Origin of the sequence: Seohaeicola saemankumensis, assembly GCF_042678485.1 — a bacterium.
Taxonomy (GTDB): domain Bacteria; phylum Pseudomonadota; class Alphaproteobacteria; order Rhodobacterales; family Rhodobacteraceae; genus Seohaeicola; species Seohaeicola saemankumensis.
In genome coordinates this window covers 1-15,908 of record NZ_JBHTKR010000011.1, presented here as the reverse complement: position 1 = coordinate 15,908, position 15,908 = coordinate 1, and the positions used below count along the sequence as shown (strand labels likewise).

At 64.4% G+C, this 15,908-nt stretch carries 17 protein-coding genes and 1 tRNA gene; 10 read left to right on the top strand and 8 right to left on the bottom strand.

Annotation, left to right across the window (positions count from 1 at the left end):
• The first annotated feature begins 66 nt into the window (after nt 1-66).
• From ACFQ3C_RS18615 to lpxK, 5 genes are all read left to right on the top strand, one after another.
• Complete coding sequence (locus tag ACFQ3C_RS18615; protein WP_380795119.1) at nt 67-1,416, top strand: TldD/PmbA family protein; 1,350 nt, start codon at nt 67-69, stop codon at nt 1,414-1,416.
• A complete protein-coding gene (locus tag ACFQ3C_RS18610; protein ID WP_380795117.1) occupies nt 1,403-2,191 on the top strand; it encodes an inositol monophosphatase family protein in 789 nt (262 codons plus the stop codon). Before ACFQ3C_RS18615 ends, ACFQ3C_RS18610 begins: the two co-directional genes overlap by 14 nt.
• Nucleotides 2,192-2,284: 93 nt before the next feature.
• Nucleotides 2,285-2,527 (top strand): DUF4170 domain-containing protein, encoded by a 243-nt coding sequence (locus tag ACFQ3C_RS18605; protein ID WP_380795114.1) that lies wholly within the window; start codon nt 2,285-2,287, stop codon nt 2,525-2,527.
• A 6-nt stretch (nt 2,528-2,533) separates the two neighbouring features.
• A complete protein-coding gene (locus ACFQ3C_RS18600) occupies nt 2,534-3,769 on the top strand; it encodes a 3-deoxy-D-manno-octulosonic acid transferase (RefSeq protein WP_380795112.1) in 1,236 nt (411 codons plus the stop codon).
• Nucleotides 3,769-4,761, top strand: a complete 993-nt coding sequence (gene lpxK / locus ACFQ3C_RS18595) for a tetraacyldisaccharide 4'-kinase (RefSeq protein WP_380795110.1) — start codon at nt 3,769-3,771, stop codon at nt 4,759-4,761. Before ACFQ3C_RS18600 ends, lpxK begins: the two co-directional genes overlap by 1 nt.
• 75 nt (nt 4,762-4,836) lie before the next feature.
• On the opposite strand, the gene ACFQ3C_RS18590 is transcribed toward lpxK, so the two are convergent.
• The 3 genes from ACFQ3C_RS18590 to ACFQ3C_RS18580 are packed head-to-tail and all read right to left on the bottom strand — an operon-like array spanning nt 4,837 to nt 7,175.
• Nucleotides 4,837-5,958 carry a CaiB/BaiF CoA transferase family protein gene (locus tag ACFQ3C_RS18590; protein ID WP_380795108.1) on the bottom strand — a complete coding sequence of 374 codons (1,122 nt, stop codon included), beginning with the start codon at nt 5,956-5,958 and terminating at the stop codon, nt 4,837-4,839.
• On the bottom strand, nt 5,955-6,617 hold the full coding sequence (locus ACFQ3C_RS18585) for a DsbA family protein (RefSeq protein WP_380795106.1): 663 nt from the start codon (nt 6,615-6,617) through the stop codon (nt 5,955-5,957). Before ACFQ3C_RS18585 ends, ACFQ3C_RS18590 begins: the two co-directional genes overlap by 4 nt.
• Before the next feature lie 48 nt (nt 6,618-6,665).
• On the bottom strand, nt 6,666-7,175 hold the full coding sequence (locus tag ACFQ3C_RS18580) for a DUF721 domain-containing protein (protein ID WP_380795104.1): 510 nt from the start codon (nt 7,173-7,175) through the stop codon (nt 6,666-6,668).
• An 82-nt stretch (nt 7,176-7,257) separates the two neighbouring features.
• Between ACFQ3C_RS18580 and ACFQ3C_RS18575 the strand changes: the two genes are divergently transcribed.
• Complete coding sequence (locus ACFQ3C_RS18575) at nt 7,258-8,346, top strand: A/G-specific adenine glycosylase (RefSeq protein WP_380795101.1); 1,089 nt, start codon at nt 7,258-7,260, stop codon at nt 8,344-8,346.
• A 27-nt stretch (nt 8,347-8,373) separates the two neighbouring features.
• A complete protein-coding gene (locus ACFQ3C_RS18570) occupies nt 8,374-9,516 on the top strand; it encodes an alkane 1-monooxygenase (protein ID WP_380795098.1) in 1,143 nt (380 codons plus the stop codon).
• Nucleotides 9,517-9,631: 115 nt separating this feature from the next.
• On the opposite strand, the gene ACFQ3C_RS18565 is transcribed toward ACFQ3C_RS18570, so the two are convergent.
• From ACFQ3C_RS18565 to ACFQ3C_RS18555, 3 genes are all read right to left on the bottom strand, one after another.
• Entirely contained in the window at nt 9,632-10,747 is a 1,116-nt protein-coding gene (locus ACFQ3C_RS18565; protein ID WP_380795095.1) for a site-specific DNA-methyltransferase, read from the bottom strand.
• A gap of 87 nt (nt 10,748-10,834) precedes the next feature.
• The gene (locus ACFQ3C_RS18560; RefSeq protein ID WP_380795092.1) at nt 10,835-11,467 is read right to left on the bottom strand and encodes a ribonuclease HII; all 633 of its coding nucleotides are present in this window, start codon (nt 11,465-11,467) and stop codon (nt 10,835-10,837) included.
• 101 nt (nt 11,468-11,568) lie between these two features.
• The gene (locus ACFQ3C_RS18555; RefSeq protein WP_380795089.1) at nt 11,569-12,075 is read right to left on the bottom strand and encodes a hypothetical protein; all 507 of its coding nucleotides are present in this window, start codon (nt 12,073-12,075) and stop codon (nt 11,569-11,571) included.
• A gap of 200 nt (nt 12,076-12,275) precedes the next feature.
• Here ACFQ3C_RS18555 and ACFQ3C_RS18550 point away from each other — a divergent pair, with 200 nt between their 5' ends.
• Both ACFQ3C_RS18550 and ACFQ3C_RS18545 read left to right on the top strand, forming a co-directional pair.
• On the top strand, nt 12,276-12,566 hold the full coding sequence (locus ACFQ3C_RS18550) for a hypothetical protein (RefSeq protein ID WP_380795086.1): 291 nt from the start codon (nt 12,276-12,278) through the stop codon (nt 12,564-12,566).
• The gene (locus ACFQ3C_RS18545) at nt 12,538-13,242 is read left to right on the top strand and encodes a winged helix-turn-helix domain-containing protein (protein WP_380795084.1); all 705 of its coding nucleotides are present in this window, start codon (nt 12,538-12,540) and stop codon (nt 13,240-13,242) included. Before ACFQ3C_RS18550 ends, ACFQ3C_RS18545 begins: the two co-directional genes overlap by 29 nt.
• Nucleotides 13,243-13,320: 78 nt before the next feature.
• Here the strand turns inward: ACFQ3C_RS18545 and ACFQ3C_RS18540 are convergent, their stop codons facing one another.
• Both ACFQ3C_RS18540 and ACFQ3C_RS18535 read right to left on the bottom strand, forming a co-directional pair.
• A complete protein-coding gene (locus tag ACFQ3C_RS18540; RefSeq protein WP_380795081.1) occupies nt 13,321-14,526 on the bottom strand; it encodes a winged helix-turn-helix domain-containing protein in 1,206 nt (401 codons plus the stop codon).
• 3 nt (nt 14,527-14,529) lie between these two features.
• Entirely contained in the window at nt 14,530-15,549 is a 1,020-nt protein-coding gene (locus ACFQ3C_RS18535; protein ID WP_380795079.1) for a LacI family DNA-binding transcriptional regulator, read from the bottom strand.
• A 91-nt stretch (nt 15,550-15,640) separates the two neighbouring features.
• Here ACFQ3C_RS18535 and ACFQ3C_RS18530 point away from each other — a divergent pair.
• Nucleotides 15,641-15,717, top strand: a tRNA-Arg gene (locus ACFQ3C_RS18530).
• Nucleotides 15,718-15,908 lie beyond the last annotated feature (191 nt).

The window sequence follows — 15,908 nt, the reverse complement described above, 5'->3', positions numbered from 1 at the left end:
ACCGTTGCGCCCTTGCGGATCATCCCGCCGCGGCCTACCTCAGCCCCAGTGCAAGGAGAGCAACCCATGACCATTCCCCCGCTGGACACCCTGACATCGGCCCTGCTGGATGCCGCGCGCCGCGCGGGCGCCGATGCCGCCGATGCCATGGCGGTGCAGGGCACATCCCTGGCGATCGACATGCGCGGCGGTGTGCTGGAACAGGCAGAGCGGTCCGAAGGGATCGACCTGGGCCTGCGCGTCATGGTGGGACAACGGCAGGCCAATGTCTCGGCCTCGGATGTCAGCCCCGCCACGCTGGCGGCCATGGCGGAACGCGCCGTCGCCATGGCGCGCGAGGCGCCGCTTGATCCTTATATCGGTCTGGCCGATCCGGCGCAGCTTGCGCGGGCTTGGGACATCGCCGCGCTTGAAATGTGCGACCCCACACCGGAACCCGATCCCGCCACCCTTCAGGATGACGCTGCCCGCGCCGAAGCGGCGGCGCTGGCGGTGCAGGGCGTGGCGCAGGTGCAATCAGCCAGCGCGGGCTACGGCCTGCGCCATGTGCACCTGGCGGCCAGCAACGGCTTTTCCGCCGGGTATTCACGGTCTGACAGATCGGTCAGCTGCGTCGCCATCAGCGGCACCGGAACCGGCATGGAACGCGATTACGACGGCGACATGCGTATCTTTCAGTCCGACCTCCGCAGCCCCGAAGACATCGGCCAAAGCGCGGGCCACCGCGCGGTGGAACGCCAGGGCGCGCGCAAGCCCAAGACAGGCACCTACCCGGTTCTGTTCGATGAACGCATCTCATCCTCGCTGATCGGGCATCTTCTGGCGGCGATCAACGGCAGCGCCATTGCGCGCGGCTCGTCCTGGTTGCTGGGCGCGCTGGGTCAACCCGTGCTGCCTGACCACCTGTCGCTGATCGAGGATCCGCTGCGCCCGCGCGCCACGGCCTCGCGCCCCTTCGATGCCGAAGGGCTGCCGACACAGCGCCGTGCCATCGTGCAGGACGGGATTCTGACCGGCTGGACGCTGGATCTGGCCACTGCGCGCAAGCTGGGGATGCAATCCACCGCCAACGCGGCGCGCGGCACATCGGCCCCGCCGTCACCGTCGAACTGGAACGTGGCCCTGACACAGGGCAGCGCTAGCCGTGACGACCTGATCCGCGATATGGGCACCGGCCTTCTTGTCACCTCGATGATCGGCGCGACCATCAACCCCAACACCGGGGATTATTCGCGCGGGGCATCGGGACTTTGGATCGAGAACGGGCAGATCGCCTATCCCGTCAACGAATGCACCATCGCAGGCAATCTGCGCGACATGCTGCGCCGGATCTTGCCCGCCAATGATGCGCGTCTGCACCTCAGCCGCGTTGTGCCCTCGCTTCTGGTTGAAGGGATGACCCTTGCCGGCGACTGACCTTGACCTGCTGATCGCTGCGGCACAGGCCGCGGGCCAGCTTGCCACCAGCTTCAGCGGTCCGACGGCCAAACGCTGGGACAAGGACGCAGGTGCCGGCCCGGTGACCGAGGCTGATCTGGCCGTTGACCGGCTGTTGCGCGAACGGCTGACCGGGGCAAGGCCCGATTACGGATGGCTGTCCGAAGAAACACCCGACAGCCCCGATCGTCTGGACCGCGCGCGCGTCTTCATCGTGGATCCGATCGACGGCACGCGCAGCTTCATCGACGGCAGCGCGACCTGGGCGCATTCCCTGGCCGTGGCCGAGGACGGGCAGATCACGGCGGCCGTTGTGTTCCTGCCGCTCAAGAACAAGCTTTATACCGCTGCGGCGGGTCAGGGCGCCTGTCTCAATGGCAACCCGATCCGCGCCTCTGCCCCCGATGGGATCAGTGGGGCGTCGATGCTGGCCGCGCGTCCGGTCTATGATCCCGGCAACTGGCGCGGCAACGCGGTGCCCGCGATGGAGCGGCATCACCGCCCCTCGCTGGCCTATCGGCTGTCCCTGGTGGCCGAGGGGCGATTTGACGCGATGCTGACCCTGCGCCCCAGCTGGGAATGGGACATCGCCGCTGGCGCGCTGATCCTGCAAGAGGCCGGCGCCCGCACCACCGACCGCACCGGCGCCGCCTTGCGTTTCAACAACCCGCACCCGCAGGTCAACGGCGTGCTGGCCGCAGGCGACAGGTTGCACCGCGCCCTGGCCGATCGCCTGGCGCCCTGGCCCGGCTGATAGAACGCGGCGATCGCGCTGCAAAACTTGCGCCCCCCCGCCCCAGCGCTTACCTTGCCCGCGAAAGCACACAAACCCCCACGGGAGAGCCTCATGACCCAGCGCCTGCATCTAGTTTTCGGCGGCGAACTGAACGCGCCCGGCAGTACCGAATTCCGCGATGTGGACAAGCTGCATGTCGTGGGGATTTTTCCCGATTATGCAAGTGCTTACCGTGCCTGGAAGGCCGAGGCGCAGCGCACGGTCGATGACGCGCATATGCGCTATTTCATTACCCATCTTCACCGCATGCTGGACGAAGGCAAGGAATCTTCCCCGACGCGGGAGATCGGCTGAGGCGTCATGGCGCGATCCGTCAGCCTTTCCGCCTACCTGAGCCTGTCTCGCAGCCGCATCGGACAGGCACGACCCGCTGTCGGCCCGTCCGATCAACAGGTCGCCCGCCCCGAAGGCGAGGTGATCTGGGCGCATGCCACCAGCGAAACCCGCGCCGCGGCCCTGATCCAGATCACGACGCGCCTGCGCGCGCAGCGGCCGGATCTGCATCTGCTGCTGACGCTTGCCCCGGACCTGGCATTGCCACAACAACCCAAGAGTTTCGTGATCCCCGTCGCCCCGCCGGACGAGAACCACGACCTCGCCCGGGCCTTCCTGGACCGGTGGCGGCCCGATCTGTGCCTCTGGACCGGGGGGCAATTGCGTCACGCCCTGCTTGACGCCACGGCCGAGCGTCAGGTGCCCATGTTCCTGATCGATGCAGACGAGTCAGGCCTTGATGCAAGCCGCTGGCGCTGGCTGCCGGATCTGTCCAAGGTCACATTGCGCCATTTCGACAGGATTCTGGCCAGCACCGGCAATTCCGCAAACCGGTTGCTGAAACTGGGTGTGCCTGCCGGGGCCATCACCATTACCGGCCCCCTGATGGAAGGCTGCGCGGCCCTGCCGTGCAATGAAAAGGCGCGCGATCGCATGGCCCGTGTCCTGGATGGCCGCCCCGTCTGGCTGGCCGCCATGGCGCAACCCGGCGAAGTCCAGATGATCCAGGCCGCGCATCGCGCGGCGCTGCGCAGCGCGCACCGCCGCCTGCTGATCCTTGTCCCGGATGATCCGGCCGAGGGCGACGCCTTCACCCAAAGCCTGCGCAATGACGGCTGGCGCACCGCGCAATGGTCGCAGGGCGAATACCCGGACGAAACCACCCAGATCCTCGTGGCCGATACGCGCGGGGACATGGGGCTATGGTATCGTCTCGCACCGATCAGCTTCATGGCCAGCTCGCTTGAACCCGGACATGGCGGGCAGGACCCGTTCGAGCCGGCGGGTCTTGGGTCCGCGATCCTTTACGGTCCCAACGTCAGCCGCCACATGGCAGCCTATGCGCGCCTGTCCAGCGCGGGCGCAGCCCGGCTGGTGCGCGATGCCGAAACGCTGGCTGCGGCCATCACCTTGCTGACGGCGCCCGATCAGGCCGCGTCGATGGCCCATACGGCGTGGGAGGTGGCAACGGCAGGCGCCGAGGTGACGGATCGGGTGATGGAAATGATCCAGGACACGCTTGATCTCAGGGCGGCCTCCTGATGCGCGCGCCCGGCTTCTGGTTCACCCCACCGGACCGTCCCGCGCTGATGGCACGTCTGCTGACGCCATTGGGCAAGGTCTATGCGCGCGGCACGGCGCGGCGCCTGGCGCAGGGCAAGCCCGCGCGCCTCTCGGTTCCGGTGATCTGCGTCGGCAACCTGAATGCGGGCGGGACAGGCAAGACACCGACAGTGATCGCGCTGATCCAGTTGCTGCGCGACCTGCATCTTGAACCGCATGTCGTCTCGCGCGGGTATGGCGGCAGCCTGACCGGCCCGGTCGAGGTGGACCCAAGGCTGCACAACGCGGCCCAGACCGGGGATGAGCCGCTGCTGCTGGCGGCCTTCTCCCATACCTGGATCGCGCGCGACCGCGTGGCGGGGGCACGGGCGGCCGTGGCGGCGGGGGCGGATGTTGTCCTGCTGGATGACGGTTTTCAGGACCCCGCGTTGCACAAGGACCTGTCGATCGTCGTGGTCGATGCCGCCAAGGGCTTCGGCAATGGCCGCTGCCTGCCCGCAGGCCCCTTGCGCGAACCTGTTGGCGTGGGTCTGGCCCGCGCCGACCTGGTCCTGTCCATCGGCCTTGACGTGGCGCAGGCGGGCTTTTCCGACACCTGGGCCAAGGCGATCGCGGTGCCGCATTTCACCGCCAGGCTGGAACCCCTGCAAACCGGCATGACCTGGACGGATACGCCCTTTCTGGCCTTTGCCGGGATAGGACATCCGGAAAAGTTCTTTGCCACCCTGCGCGGGCTTGGCGCGGATCTGGTCCGGGCCGAGGCATTAGAGGATCATCAGCCCCTGACCACCGCCCTGATGACCCGGCTCGAGAACGAGGCGAAGCTGCGCGGCGCGCAGCTTGTCACCACCGAGAAAGACGCCGTGCGCCTGCCTGCGGCCTTTCGCCAGAAGGTCATCACCCTGCCCGTGCGCCTGACACTGGATCAGCCCGATGCGCTGCGCGAGCGTCTGCGAAGGCTGCGCGCCTGATCCGGCCAATGAAAAAGGGCCAGTAGACACCGGCCCTTTTCATCTTTCCCCAAATACTCAAGTAGTGCCAACGCCTCAGCCGGGGTTGTCCTGACCCAGCTTCGGCGCGGGCCGGTCCAGCGCCAGCTCGGCATCCGAGAACCGGATCGGCCCCCGCACGCCGGGGATGCCGCCCGGTGCGATCTTCATCCCGCGGGCAATGACCTGCGGATCGGCAAAGACCTCGGCCATGTCGTTGATCGGCCCCGCCGGAATGCCGCTGGCCTCGCATCCGGCCAGCAGGTCGGCCTTGCTGCGCTTGGCGGTCTCGGCGCTCAGAGCCGCGATCATCTCGGGCCGGTTCGCGACCCGGTCGGCATTCTTCAGGAACTTCGGATCGGTCATCATCCAGTCCAGCCCCAGAAGCTGGCACAGCCGCTGATACTGTCCGTCATTGCCCGTCGCGATGATGATATGCCCGTCGGCACAATCGAACACCTGGTAGGGGGTCAGGTTGGGGTGATAATTCCCCGTCCGCCCTGGCGGCGTGCCGGTCGTCAGATAGTTCATGGCCTGGTTGGCGGTCACCGACACGGCCACATCCATCAGCGCCATGTCGATCTGCTGCCCCCGCCCGGTGCGGCTGCGCTGGTAGAGCGCGGCAAGAATGCCCGCCACGGAATAGACGCCCGTGAAAATATCCGTCACCGCCACGCCCACGCGCTGCGGCTGTCCGTCAGGCTCGCCGGTGATCGACATCAGCCCGGACATGCCCTGGATGATATAGTCATATCCCGCGCGATGCGCGTAGGGCCCGGTCTGGCCGAACCCGGTGATCGAACAATAGATCAGGCCGGGATTGATCGCCGACAGGCTGTCATAATCCAGCCCGTATTTCACCAGCCCGCCCAGCTTGAAATTCTCGATCAGGATATCGGCGTCGCGCACCAGTTCGCGCACCTTCTCCTGGCCCTCGGGCGTGCGGAAATCCACTGTCACGCTGGACTTGCCCCGGTTGCAGGAATGGAAATACGAGGCGGATTTGTCGCCGTCGCGCTCGATGAAAGGCGGGCCCCACTGGCGGGTGTCATCGCCCTCTGGTGCTTCGACCTTGATGACATCGGCGCCCAGGTCGGCCAGCGTTTGACCGGCCCAGGGGCCGGCCAGGATGCGGGCCAGTTCAACCACCTTCAGTCCGGCAAGCGGTGCGTCTGTCATTCGCCCAGTTTCTCGTCCAGAATTGCCTTGAGATCGGCATAGGCCATGTTCGAATGCTTTTCGCCGTCGATGATCAGCGTCGGGGTGGAGTTCACGTCATCCGCCTGGGCATTGGCCTGATACCAGGCGACAAGCGCCTGTGCGTTCGCGTTGTCGGCAAGGCAGGCTTCAAGCTGGTCATTCTCAAGACCCGCGACACGACCGATCTTGCGCAGGTTTTCCGCGATCAGGGCAGGGTCGCCACCGCCTGCGATCCATTCGGACTGCTGCGCGTAAAGCAGGTCGGCAATGCCGAAGAACTTCGACGCATCGCAGCGCGCCACCATCGCCGCCCAAAGACCGAACCGGTCGAAATAGACGTCGCGATAGATGAAGCGCACCTTGCCCGTATCCACGTAATCGGCCTTGAGCTGCTTCAGCGGGCCGTTATGGAAATTCGCACAATGCGGGCAGGTGAAAGAGGCGTATTCGATCATCGTGATCGGCGCATCTTCGGCCCCCATCACCATCTCGACGATGCCCGAGGTGTCGACATCAGCGGTTTGTGCATGCGCCATGCCCAAGTCAGGCATGCCCCCGGTCGATGTGCGGGTCAGCGACCAGCCGCCGGCAGCAAGGGCCAGCGCGGACATGCCGATCAGGGCGGTTCTGCGATTCATGTTTGTCACCTTTCCTTCGGGGGGTCAGGGCCGCATCGGCCCGCACCCTCAATGTTTCGACTTGGATAGAACGTTCCGCGCCAGTGATTCAATCGCTGCGCGCAGTTTTTCATCACCCACACCTTCCGCCACGGCGCTGGCCGTGCGGGTCACGACTGGATCGTGCTGGATTGCTGCGGGCATCTTGGGGGCGTGGCTGAAATCAGCCTGACCTTCGGCAAAGCCGGTGGGGGCCGTCTGCGTGATCCGGATCCGCGCAATGGCGTTGTAGCCATAGACCGCGTTCACCTTCTCGCGCAGCCTTTCCTTCTGCATCTCCAGCATCGGGGCCTGCGCGCCTGTCGTCAGCACGGACAGCGTGGCGCCCATGCCCTGCCGCCCATAGGACACATCGACAGGACGGGCGATGCGGGCGATATCCTCGCCCACGATCTCGGACCAGTGGGTCAGAAGACGGGTGACGGCAAAACCGCGCGATTCACCGGCACGGCGGATCTGCCCCTGAAGCAGGGTCGCGGCGCGTGTGAACTGCTGTGCGGTCGGTCGCCGTGCGGCCATGTCTTGCATCCTTCGATCTTGCCCTATTCTAGTGGGCATATGCACCGATGCCAGCCAATAAGCGGATCAAGAGGTATAAACATTGCGTGACGCGTCACAGCCGGGCAACCGGACACAGGCACTGCCCGCCAGCCTGCTGGAGTGGTACGACCGCCATGCCCGCGCGCTGCCCTGGCGCGTACCACCCGAAGACAGCCGCGCCGGGGCGCGGCCCGATCCCTACCGGGTCTGGCTGTCCGAAGTGATGTTGCAGCAAACCACGGTGGCCGCGGTCAAGGATTACTTCCATCGTTTCACGACCCGCTGGCCCGGCGTGGCGGATCTGGCCGCGGCAGAGGATGGCGATGTCATGGGGGAATGGGCGGGGCTTGGCTATTATGCCCGCGCTCGGAACCTGCTGAAATGCGCGCGCACCGTCGTGGCCGATCATGGCGGCGTCTTTCCCGATACCCGCGAAGGGTTGCTGACGCTGCCCGGTATCGGGCCCTATACCGCCTCGGCCATCGCGGCGATCGCTTTTGGCCGGGCGGAAACCGTGGTGGATGGCAATGTCGAACGTGTCATGGCCCGCCTGCACGACATCCATACGCCGCTGCCCGCCGCCAAACCGGAATTGACGGCCGCCGCCGCCAGATCGACGCCTGCCGACCGCCCCGGCGACTATGCCCAGGCGGTGATGGACCTTGGCGCCACCATCTGCACCCCGCGCAACCCCGCCTGCGGCATCTGCCCCTGGCGCGCGCCCTGTCAGGCCAGGGCGCGGGGCACGGCTACGGACCTGCCGCGCAAGACCCCGAAAAAGGCGCAGCCCGTCCGGCGCGGCATCGCCTATGTCGCGCGGCGCGCGGATGGGGCATGGCTGCTGGAACGACGCCCTGATCGCGGGCTTCTGGGTGGGATGCTGGGCTGGCCGGGTTCGGACTGGATCGAGGGCGCGCCGCCCGAGGCCCCGCCCGTTGCGGCAGACTGGACGGTGCTGGGCGCCGAAGCGCGCCACACCTTCACCCATTTCCACCTGCTGCTGGAGATCCGCATCGCGACCCTTCCCCATGAGTCGCGCCCCGAACGCGGCGAATTCCTTGATGTCGCCGCCTTTCGGCCATCGGATCTGCCCACGGTCATGCGTAAGGTCTTTGACCTTGCAAGACCGTCCTTCGACGCTGTTATGTAACCCGTGAACCCTTTGACCGAGCCACGCATGTCCCAGTTCATCCCCGCCGATCATCTGACCCGCATCACCCGCGCCCTTCCGTTCTGGATGTCGCTGATGCTGATCCCCGTGGCATGGCTGGGTGCTGTGCAGGGGGGCTGGACCGTCCTGCTGCTGCCGCTCGTCACCTGGTATTTCACCACTCTGCTTGATGCGCTTCTGGGTCTGAACACCGAAAACGCAGACCCCGCGACCGAAGAGAGCAAGCTGACCTGGTATCGCGCCATTACCCTGATCTGGGCCCCGGCGCAGTTCCTGACCCTGTTCGGCCTGATCTGGTACGTGACCCATACGGGCCATCTGTCGAGCCTGGAAAAGATCGGTCTGTTCTTCGGCGTGGGCGTCATCACCGGCACCGTGGGCATCAACTATAGCCACGAGTTGATGCATCAGAAAAACAAGACAGAGCGGACGATGGGCGATCTGCTGCTGGCGATGGTGCTCTATTCGCATTTCCGGTCGGAACACCTGCTGGTGCATCACCGCTATGTCGGCACCCCGCGCGACCCGGTGACCGCACGCTACAACGAAGGGTTCCACCGTTTCTTTCGGCGCGTGCTGCGGCAATCGCTGATCTCGGCCTTCAAGGCGGAACGCGAGATGCTGGCGCGGCGCGACCTGCCATGGACGGATCTGTCCAATCCGTTCTTCCGCTATTGGGCGCTGCAAGGCGCGATGCTGCTGCTGGCCTTCCTGCTGGGTGGCTGGTCAGGTCTGGCGCTGTTCCTGTGGCAGGCCTGGATCGCGATCTCGCAGCTGGAGCTGGTCAATTACATCGAACACTACGGCCTGACCCGCAAACATCTTGGCGACGGCAAGTACGAGCATGTCAAACCGCAGCATTCCTGGAATGCGGCGCACAAGGCTTCGAACTGGTTGCTGATCAACCTGCAACGGCATTCGGACCATCATTACAAACCCGACCGGCGCTTTCCCCTGCTGCAAACCTATACCCAGGCCGAAGCGCCACAACTGCCGCATGGCTATCCCCTGATGACCCTGGCGGCGTTGGTGCCGCCGGTCTGGCGCCGCATCATGAACCCCCACGTCCGCCGCTGGCGCGAGATGTATTACCCCGAAATCACTGACTGGAAGCCCTATAACAAGGCGCTGAACCCGCCGCCGCGGTAACGGCAACAAGGGTGCCAGCCGATGTAAAAAAGCTCCGCCGTAGAATGGCGGAGCAGTGTGGTGTTCATGAAGTCAGGCCATGAACACCGGCGGTGTTCGGTAGGTCCTGAAGGGATCAGGTGGGGCCGTTTTCCATCTCGGCCCGGATCTGCTGGCGCAGCAGGTCGATCGGGATCGTCTGCCCGTCACGACGGAAGCACCAATAGGTCCAGCCGTTGCAACTGGGCGCGCCCTCAAGATGGGCGCCGACCTGGTGGATGGACCCTTTGATGTCATCGCCGATCAGCGTGCCATCTGCGCGCACCTTGGCCTTGAAACGGCCATTCATCGACCAAAGCTCTTCTCCGGGGCGCAGCATGCCGCGTTCGACCAGCTGGCCAAAGGGGATGCGCGGTTCTGCCCGCTTCGAGGCAGAGACCTGCAACGCCTCGCGGTCGAACTTGCGGGTATTGGCCAGGCGCTTCTCGGCCACGCGGCGATAGGCGTCTTCACGCTCGATCCCGATGTATTCACGCCCCAGCATCTTGGCGACCGCGCCGGTCGTGCCGGTGCCAAAGAAAGGATCCAGCACCACATCGCCCGGATTGGTCGACCCGACCAGAACGCGGTGCAGCAGGCTTTCGGGCTTCTGCGTCGGATGGGCCTTGTCGCCGTTGTCATCCTTCAGACGCTCATGCCCGGTGCAGATCGGCAGCACCCAGTCGCTGCGCATCTGCACACCCTCGTTCAGGGATTTGAGGGCTTCATAGTTGAACGTGTATTTGGCACCCTCGGACTTGCTGGCCCAGATCATCGTTTCATGCGCGTTGGTAAAGCGTTTGCCACGGAAATTGGGCATCGGGTTCGACTTGCGCCAGACCACATCGTTCAGCAGCCAGAAGCCCGCATTCTGCATCGCCGCACCGACGCGGAAGATGTTGTGATAGGATCCGATCACCCATATCGCGCCATGCGGCTTGAGCAGACGGCGCGCCGCTGTCAGCCAGTCCTGGGTGAACCGGTCATAGGCTGCGAAACTGTCGAACTGGTCCCAGTGGTCATCCACGGCATCCACGCGGGAATTGTCGGGCCGGTGCAGATCGCCCTTCAGTTGCAGGTTGTAAGGGGGATCCGCGAAGATCAGGTCAACAGAGCCTTCGGGAAGGCTGTTCATGATCTCGATGCAATCGCCCGCAAGGATCTGATTAAGGGGCAGCGATGCGGCACCCTTCGTGTCTGTCTTTATCGTCATTCTCTGCCTCTGCCCCGGCGCTTTTTGCGCTCTGTGGTTGGGTCAAAGATGAGTCAAAGCCGATTCGCGGTCAATTTCTTTTTTGAATCAGTCACTTACATTTTTATGTTGATACAAGATATTGTGCACCGGCTTGAACGAACGCCTATGGTGAGGGGTCACACCAAGATCTTGCAGCGCCAATCTGTGGCTTTTTGACGGATAGCCCGCATTCGTCTCCCAGCCGTAGCCGGGGAACTGTTGCGCCAAATCCCACATGATCGCATCGCGGGTGATTTTCGCCACGATCGAGGCCGCCGCGATGGACAGGCAGCGCGCATCCCCCTTCACGATGGCTGTCGCCGGAATGGTCAATCCGCGCGGGATCAGGTTGCCATCGACCAGCACATGTTCAGGCGGCCGTGGCAGCCCGGCAACCGCGCGTTCCATTGCCAGGTGGCTGGCGCGCAGGATATTGATCGCATCGATCTCCTCGACGCTGGCATGCGCGATCGAAACCTCGGCGCTGTCCATGATCACCTCTAACAGCGCTTCACGACGTCGCGCTGTCAACATCTTGGAATCATTCAAACCTTCGGGAATTTTCGCCGGGTCCAGCACCACGGCGGCCGCGGTTACAGGGCCTGCCAAAGGGCCGCGCCCGACCTCGTCAACACCGGCGATCCGGGTCAGGCCCTGCGCGATCAATGCGCCCTCAAGGTTGAAATCCGGTGTGCTCATAGCCCGCCAGAAACCGCAGATCTGCCAGATTGGCAATGAAAAAAGGGGCCATGCGGATGGCCCCCTGTTCTGATCGGGTCATGTTCCCGCACTGAACCGGTTCAGCGGCGGGCGATGGAATAACCCGCGCGCGACAGACATCTTGCGTCATACCCGCTGCGCCAGCCACGGTGCGACTGGATGTCGACGGCACAGGATTGCGGCAAATGCCGCGCGCCGCGGAAGTTGTTCTCAAGGCAACGTTGGCCCAGGACATCCACGGCGCGGCCGCGCCGGTCTTCGACCGTTTGCAGGCAGACGGCGGGTAGCGCCTTGCGCGCCACGCGGTCAGGCAGCGGGCGCGGGGCAAAGTGACGCCCGCCATGCCATTCCGGTTGCGGCTGGACATAGCCGTGTTGCCGGCCATGGTCATACCCGGTGTTGCGACTGCCCAACTGCGGCTCGTCCTTCTTGCGCTTGTCGTTCAGCGCATTGGCAATGATGGCGACTGCCGCAATGCCTGCGATGGCCTGTGCAAGCTCGCGCCCATCGGCCCGTGCCGGTGCGGCGTTGAAACCGGCGATGACGATCGCCGCTGTCAGAACCGTGGCGATGAATTTCCGTGCCATGCGTATTCCTTTGCGTTGTTGGGGATCTCCGTTCGGATGATCGTGAGAGGGAAGGGCGTTCCGGAAAGCGGCGGATCGCATGGCCAAGACTGGGCTGACCGCAAAGGGACAGGCAATATCGTCGCCAGGTTATCCGATAACAGGCGGTCCCGATGCGCGGCGTTATTGAATATCCGGGCGCATCGGCGCATCTATGCCACATGAAACACGCACGCCTTCCCCTGATCGCCGCCCTTCTGCTGGGGTTTGCCTCCAGCGCCAGCGCCGCTGACTGCTATGCCGATTACAAGGCCAAGCGCGACAATCCGCTAAGGCTGCATTACGGTGTTGCGCAAATCGACGGGGCATGTTCCGAGGGTCAGGCGCGCACGGAAATCGCCGCGCGCCTGGAAAGGAATGGGTGGACATTGCTGAACGTTCTGTCCCTGTTCGACGCCTCTGGCCTGGAAGAAAGAAAGCGCAGTGCAGGACAATTCTACCTCCGCTTCTGAGGCGCGGCGCGCGGGAAACCGTATCGTCACCCTGGGTCTGGCCGGGATCATTGCGATCCTCGGCGTGACGGCTGTGTTGCTGTTTCGCAACCTGCCGGATGCCAATGCCTTCAACATGAAGGTCGAGGCGCTGTTCATCGCCAATGACGATCTGACCACAGAGGCTGAAATCAAGCTCTTGGAAATCCTGGCCCAGAGCGGCACGGCCTTTTCCGAAACGCTGGCCTCCTACCGGGTGGCGATCTTCGTGTTGCTGGTGTTCGCATCGGCCTTGCTGATTGCCGCCCTCGCCCTTCTGGCCATGCTGGTGGGATTGAACAGGCGCATGGCGCAAATCGAAAGTTCGGGAATACAGGTGTCATCCTTGCTGATCAGCCGAGAGGAGAACACCGTCTATCTCAACAACATGGGCTTCAAGCTGACCGATGCGGCGATGGAAACCCTGTCCGTTCTGGCCGAGGCGCGTCTGGACGATGATGTGCTCAGCGGCGCCGAGATCGAGGCGATCGTCTCAGGCCGCAATGCCGCCGATTGCGACGAGGCCGCGGGCGCCACCCGGATCAAGCGGCTGCGCGACACGCTGGGCAACCAGATGGTCAGCGAACTTCTGGTCAAGAACATCACGCGGCGTGGCTATATGCTTGCGGTCGACAAGGACGTGATCAAGGTGCTGTAGCCAACGCCCCTGTTTCTTCCGCCCCCGTTTCTTCTTGCCTCAAATATCCAAATCCAGCGGTCGCGCGGCCGTGCAGCCTCAGATCGCATCGCGCCGCCACCCCTCAAGCCATTCGACCCGGTGGCATCCGGCGAAGCGGGCGACGCGGTCCAGTTCCGTCTCAAGCCGGGCTTGTCGCCCCTTGCCCCAGGCAACAGCCGGTTCCGGCCAGAGGGCCGTGACACGCAAGACCCCTTCGTTGCGATGCGCCTTCATGTCGATGCGCCCGACAAGGCGGTCCCCCTCGAGCAGGGGAAAGACATAGTAGCCGTAAATCCTTTTGGCCGCGGGGGTGAAGACCTCGATCCGGTACCGGAACCCGAACAACCTTTCCGCCCGCTTGCGATCACGCAAGGCCGGATCAAAGGGGCTGAGCACCCGCAAACGCCCGGTCGGCGCGGGTGCATCTGTCGCGTCCTGCATCACGTCCGGCCGGGCAAAGGTACGGCGATGACCGCCATCCACGGTTTCCACCTCGATCTCGATCAATTCACCCGCGCGGGCCTGATCGTGGCACCAGGCCCGGGTCTCGGCCGGTGTCACCGTAGCCCAGAAAGCGGCCAATTCCCCCGGTGTGGCAAAGCCAAGCCGATCCAGCGCGGCAGAACAGCACCAATCGACGGTTCGGGCGGGATCGGGGCGCTGCTCGCGCAGGGCGGCCGGAATGACCCTTTCGGCCAGGTCGTAGTATTTCTGAAAGCCCGTGCGCCCCTTCACGGCAAGATCGCCGCTGCGCCACAGGTATTCCAGCGCGGTCTTGTCCGGGTGCCAGTCCCACCAGCCCCCCGCCTTGCGCGGGGCATCGCCGCGCAGATCAGCGGAACAGACCGGGCCATGGCGGCGGACATGCTCCAGCACCGCCTCTGTCCGCTCCAGAAAGCCATGGCGCTGCCAGCGTTGCCAGCGCCCGCGCAGCGCCTCGGCGTCGCGGGCAAAGCGCAACTGCCAATGCGGATAGAACAGCGTCGGAATCACGGCCGCATCATGGGTCCAGTGTTCGAAAAGCCTGCGGTCCTCGGTCAGCAAATGGTCCAGCTCGGCAGGCTTGTAGGCCGGCCGCCGCGCAAACAGGATCATGTGATGGGCCCGCTCGACCGTGGCGATACTGTCAAGCTGCACGAAACCCAGCCGTTCGATCAGCGTTGCAAGACCGGCTGTCCCCCGGCTTTCCGCGCCACCGGAGAGGGCGTGGCGGTTCAGGAAAAGACGCCGTGCCAGTCTGTTGGAAACACGCGGAACACCCATCGGTCAGGGTCGACGCAGCGTATCGCCATAGCTGATCTGCGGCTTCAGGATGACAGAGGTCTCCGCCGCTTCCCCACGCGTGCGCGCAACGATGATCTCGGCCGCGCGGCGCCCGATCTCGGCCCGGCAGGCATCCATCGTGGCCAGGCGGCGCGGCAAGCCTTGCAGCAATTCCACGCCGTTGAAACCCGCAAGACCGATGCAGTTCGGTATGTCATAGCCCTGTTCCAGCAACCACAGCAAACCGCCCGCGCCGATCATGTCGTTGGAGAAATAGAGAAAATCCAGATCAGGTGAGCGCGTCAGCATCGCTTGCGTCATCTCGCGCCCCTTGGCCAAGGCAGAGCCGCCGGAATAGAATTCGTGATCCGCCATCTCGACCCCACCCTTGGCCAGCGCCTGGGTGAAGCCCTCGAACCGCTTGCGGGCCCGGTGATCAAGGGGCATCTGCGTGCCCAGGAACCCGATCCGCCGATATCCGCCCGCCAGAATCGCCTCGGCCATCTCGCGCCCGGCGCGGCGGTGCGAAATGCCCACCATCGCATCCACGGGCGTGCCATCGGCATCCATGATCTCGACCACCGGAATACCCGAGGCGCGCATCATGGCGCGAGATGCGTCTGAATGCTCAAGCCCCGCTATGATGACCCCGGAGGGGCGCCAGGACAGCATTTCGTAAAGCACTTTTTCTTCCTTTTCAGGAAGATAGTCCGTGACCCCCACGACGGGCTGAAGATCGGTGCCTTCCAGCACGCGGCTGATCCCGGTCATCACCTCGGGAAAGACCATGTTGGACAAGGACGGGATGATCACGGCCACAAGGTTGACCCGTTGGCTGGCCAGCGCACCCGCGATCTTGTTGGGCACATAGCCCAGCGCCTTGGCCGCGCGCAGCACCTTGTCACGCGTCGCGTCTGACACATCGCCACGATTGCGAAGCACCCGGCTGACGGTCATTTCTGAGACGCCAGACGCCTCGGACACGTCGCGAAGGGTCAGCGGGCGGTGATCGTTGCGGCTCAAGCTGGCGTTTCCTGAATGACCTCTTGGGTCAACCTTGCGTCAAGCGCCGGTCTTGTTCAAGCGCGCAAGCCGGGGTAAAGCCTTTTTGCGTGGCCCCGTGGCTCAACAGGATAGAGCAGCCCCCTCCTAAGGGGCAGGTTGCAGGTTCGAATCCTGCCGGGGTCACCAAACGCCTATGCGACGCAGGATTGCCGTCTTGGCGCGACACCTGCACGGTCAACCACATATCAGGATCGACGGGGCCGTCATCGCCAACCTTTCCGGGCCTGTATCAGCCGTCGGAAATGTCCAGCGCCGCTGTTCCCTGGCTGCAACACATTGGGCCAAAACACGCAATCTACTGCTGTTGTGCCAGCAAT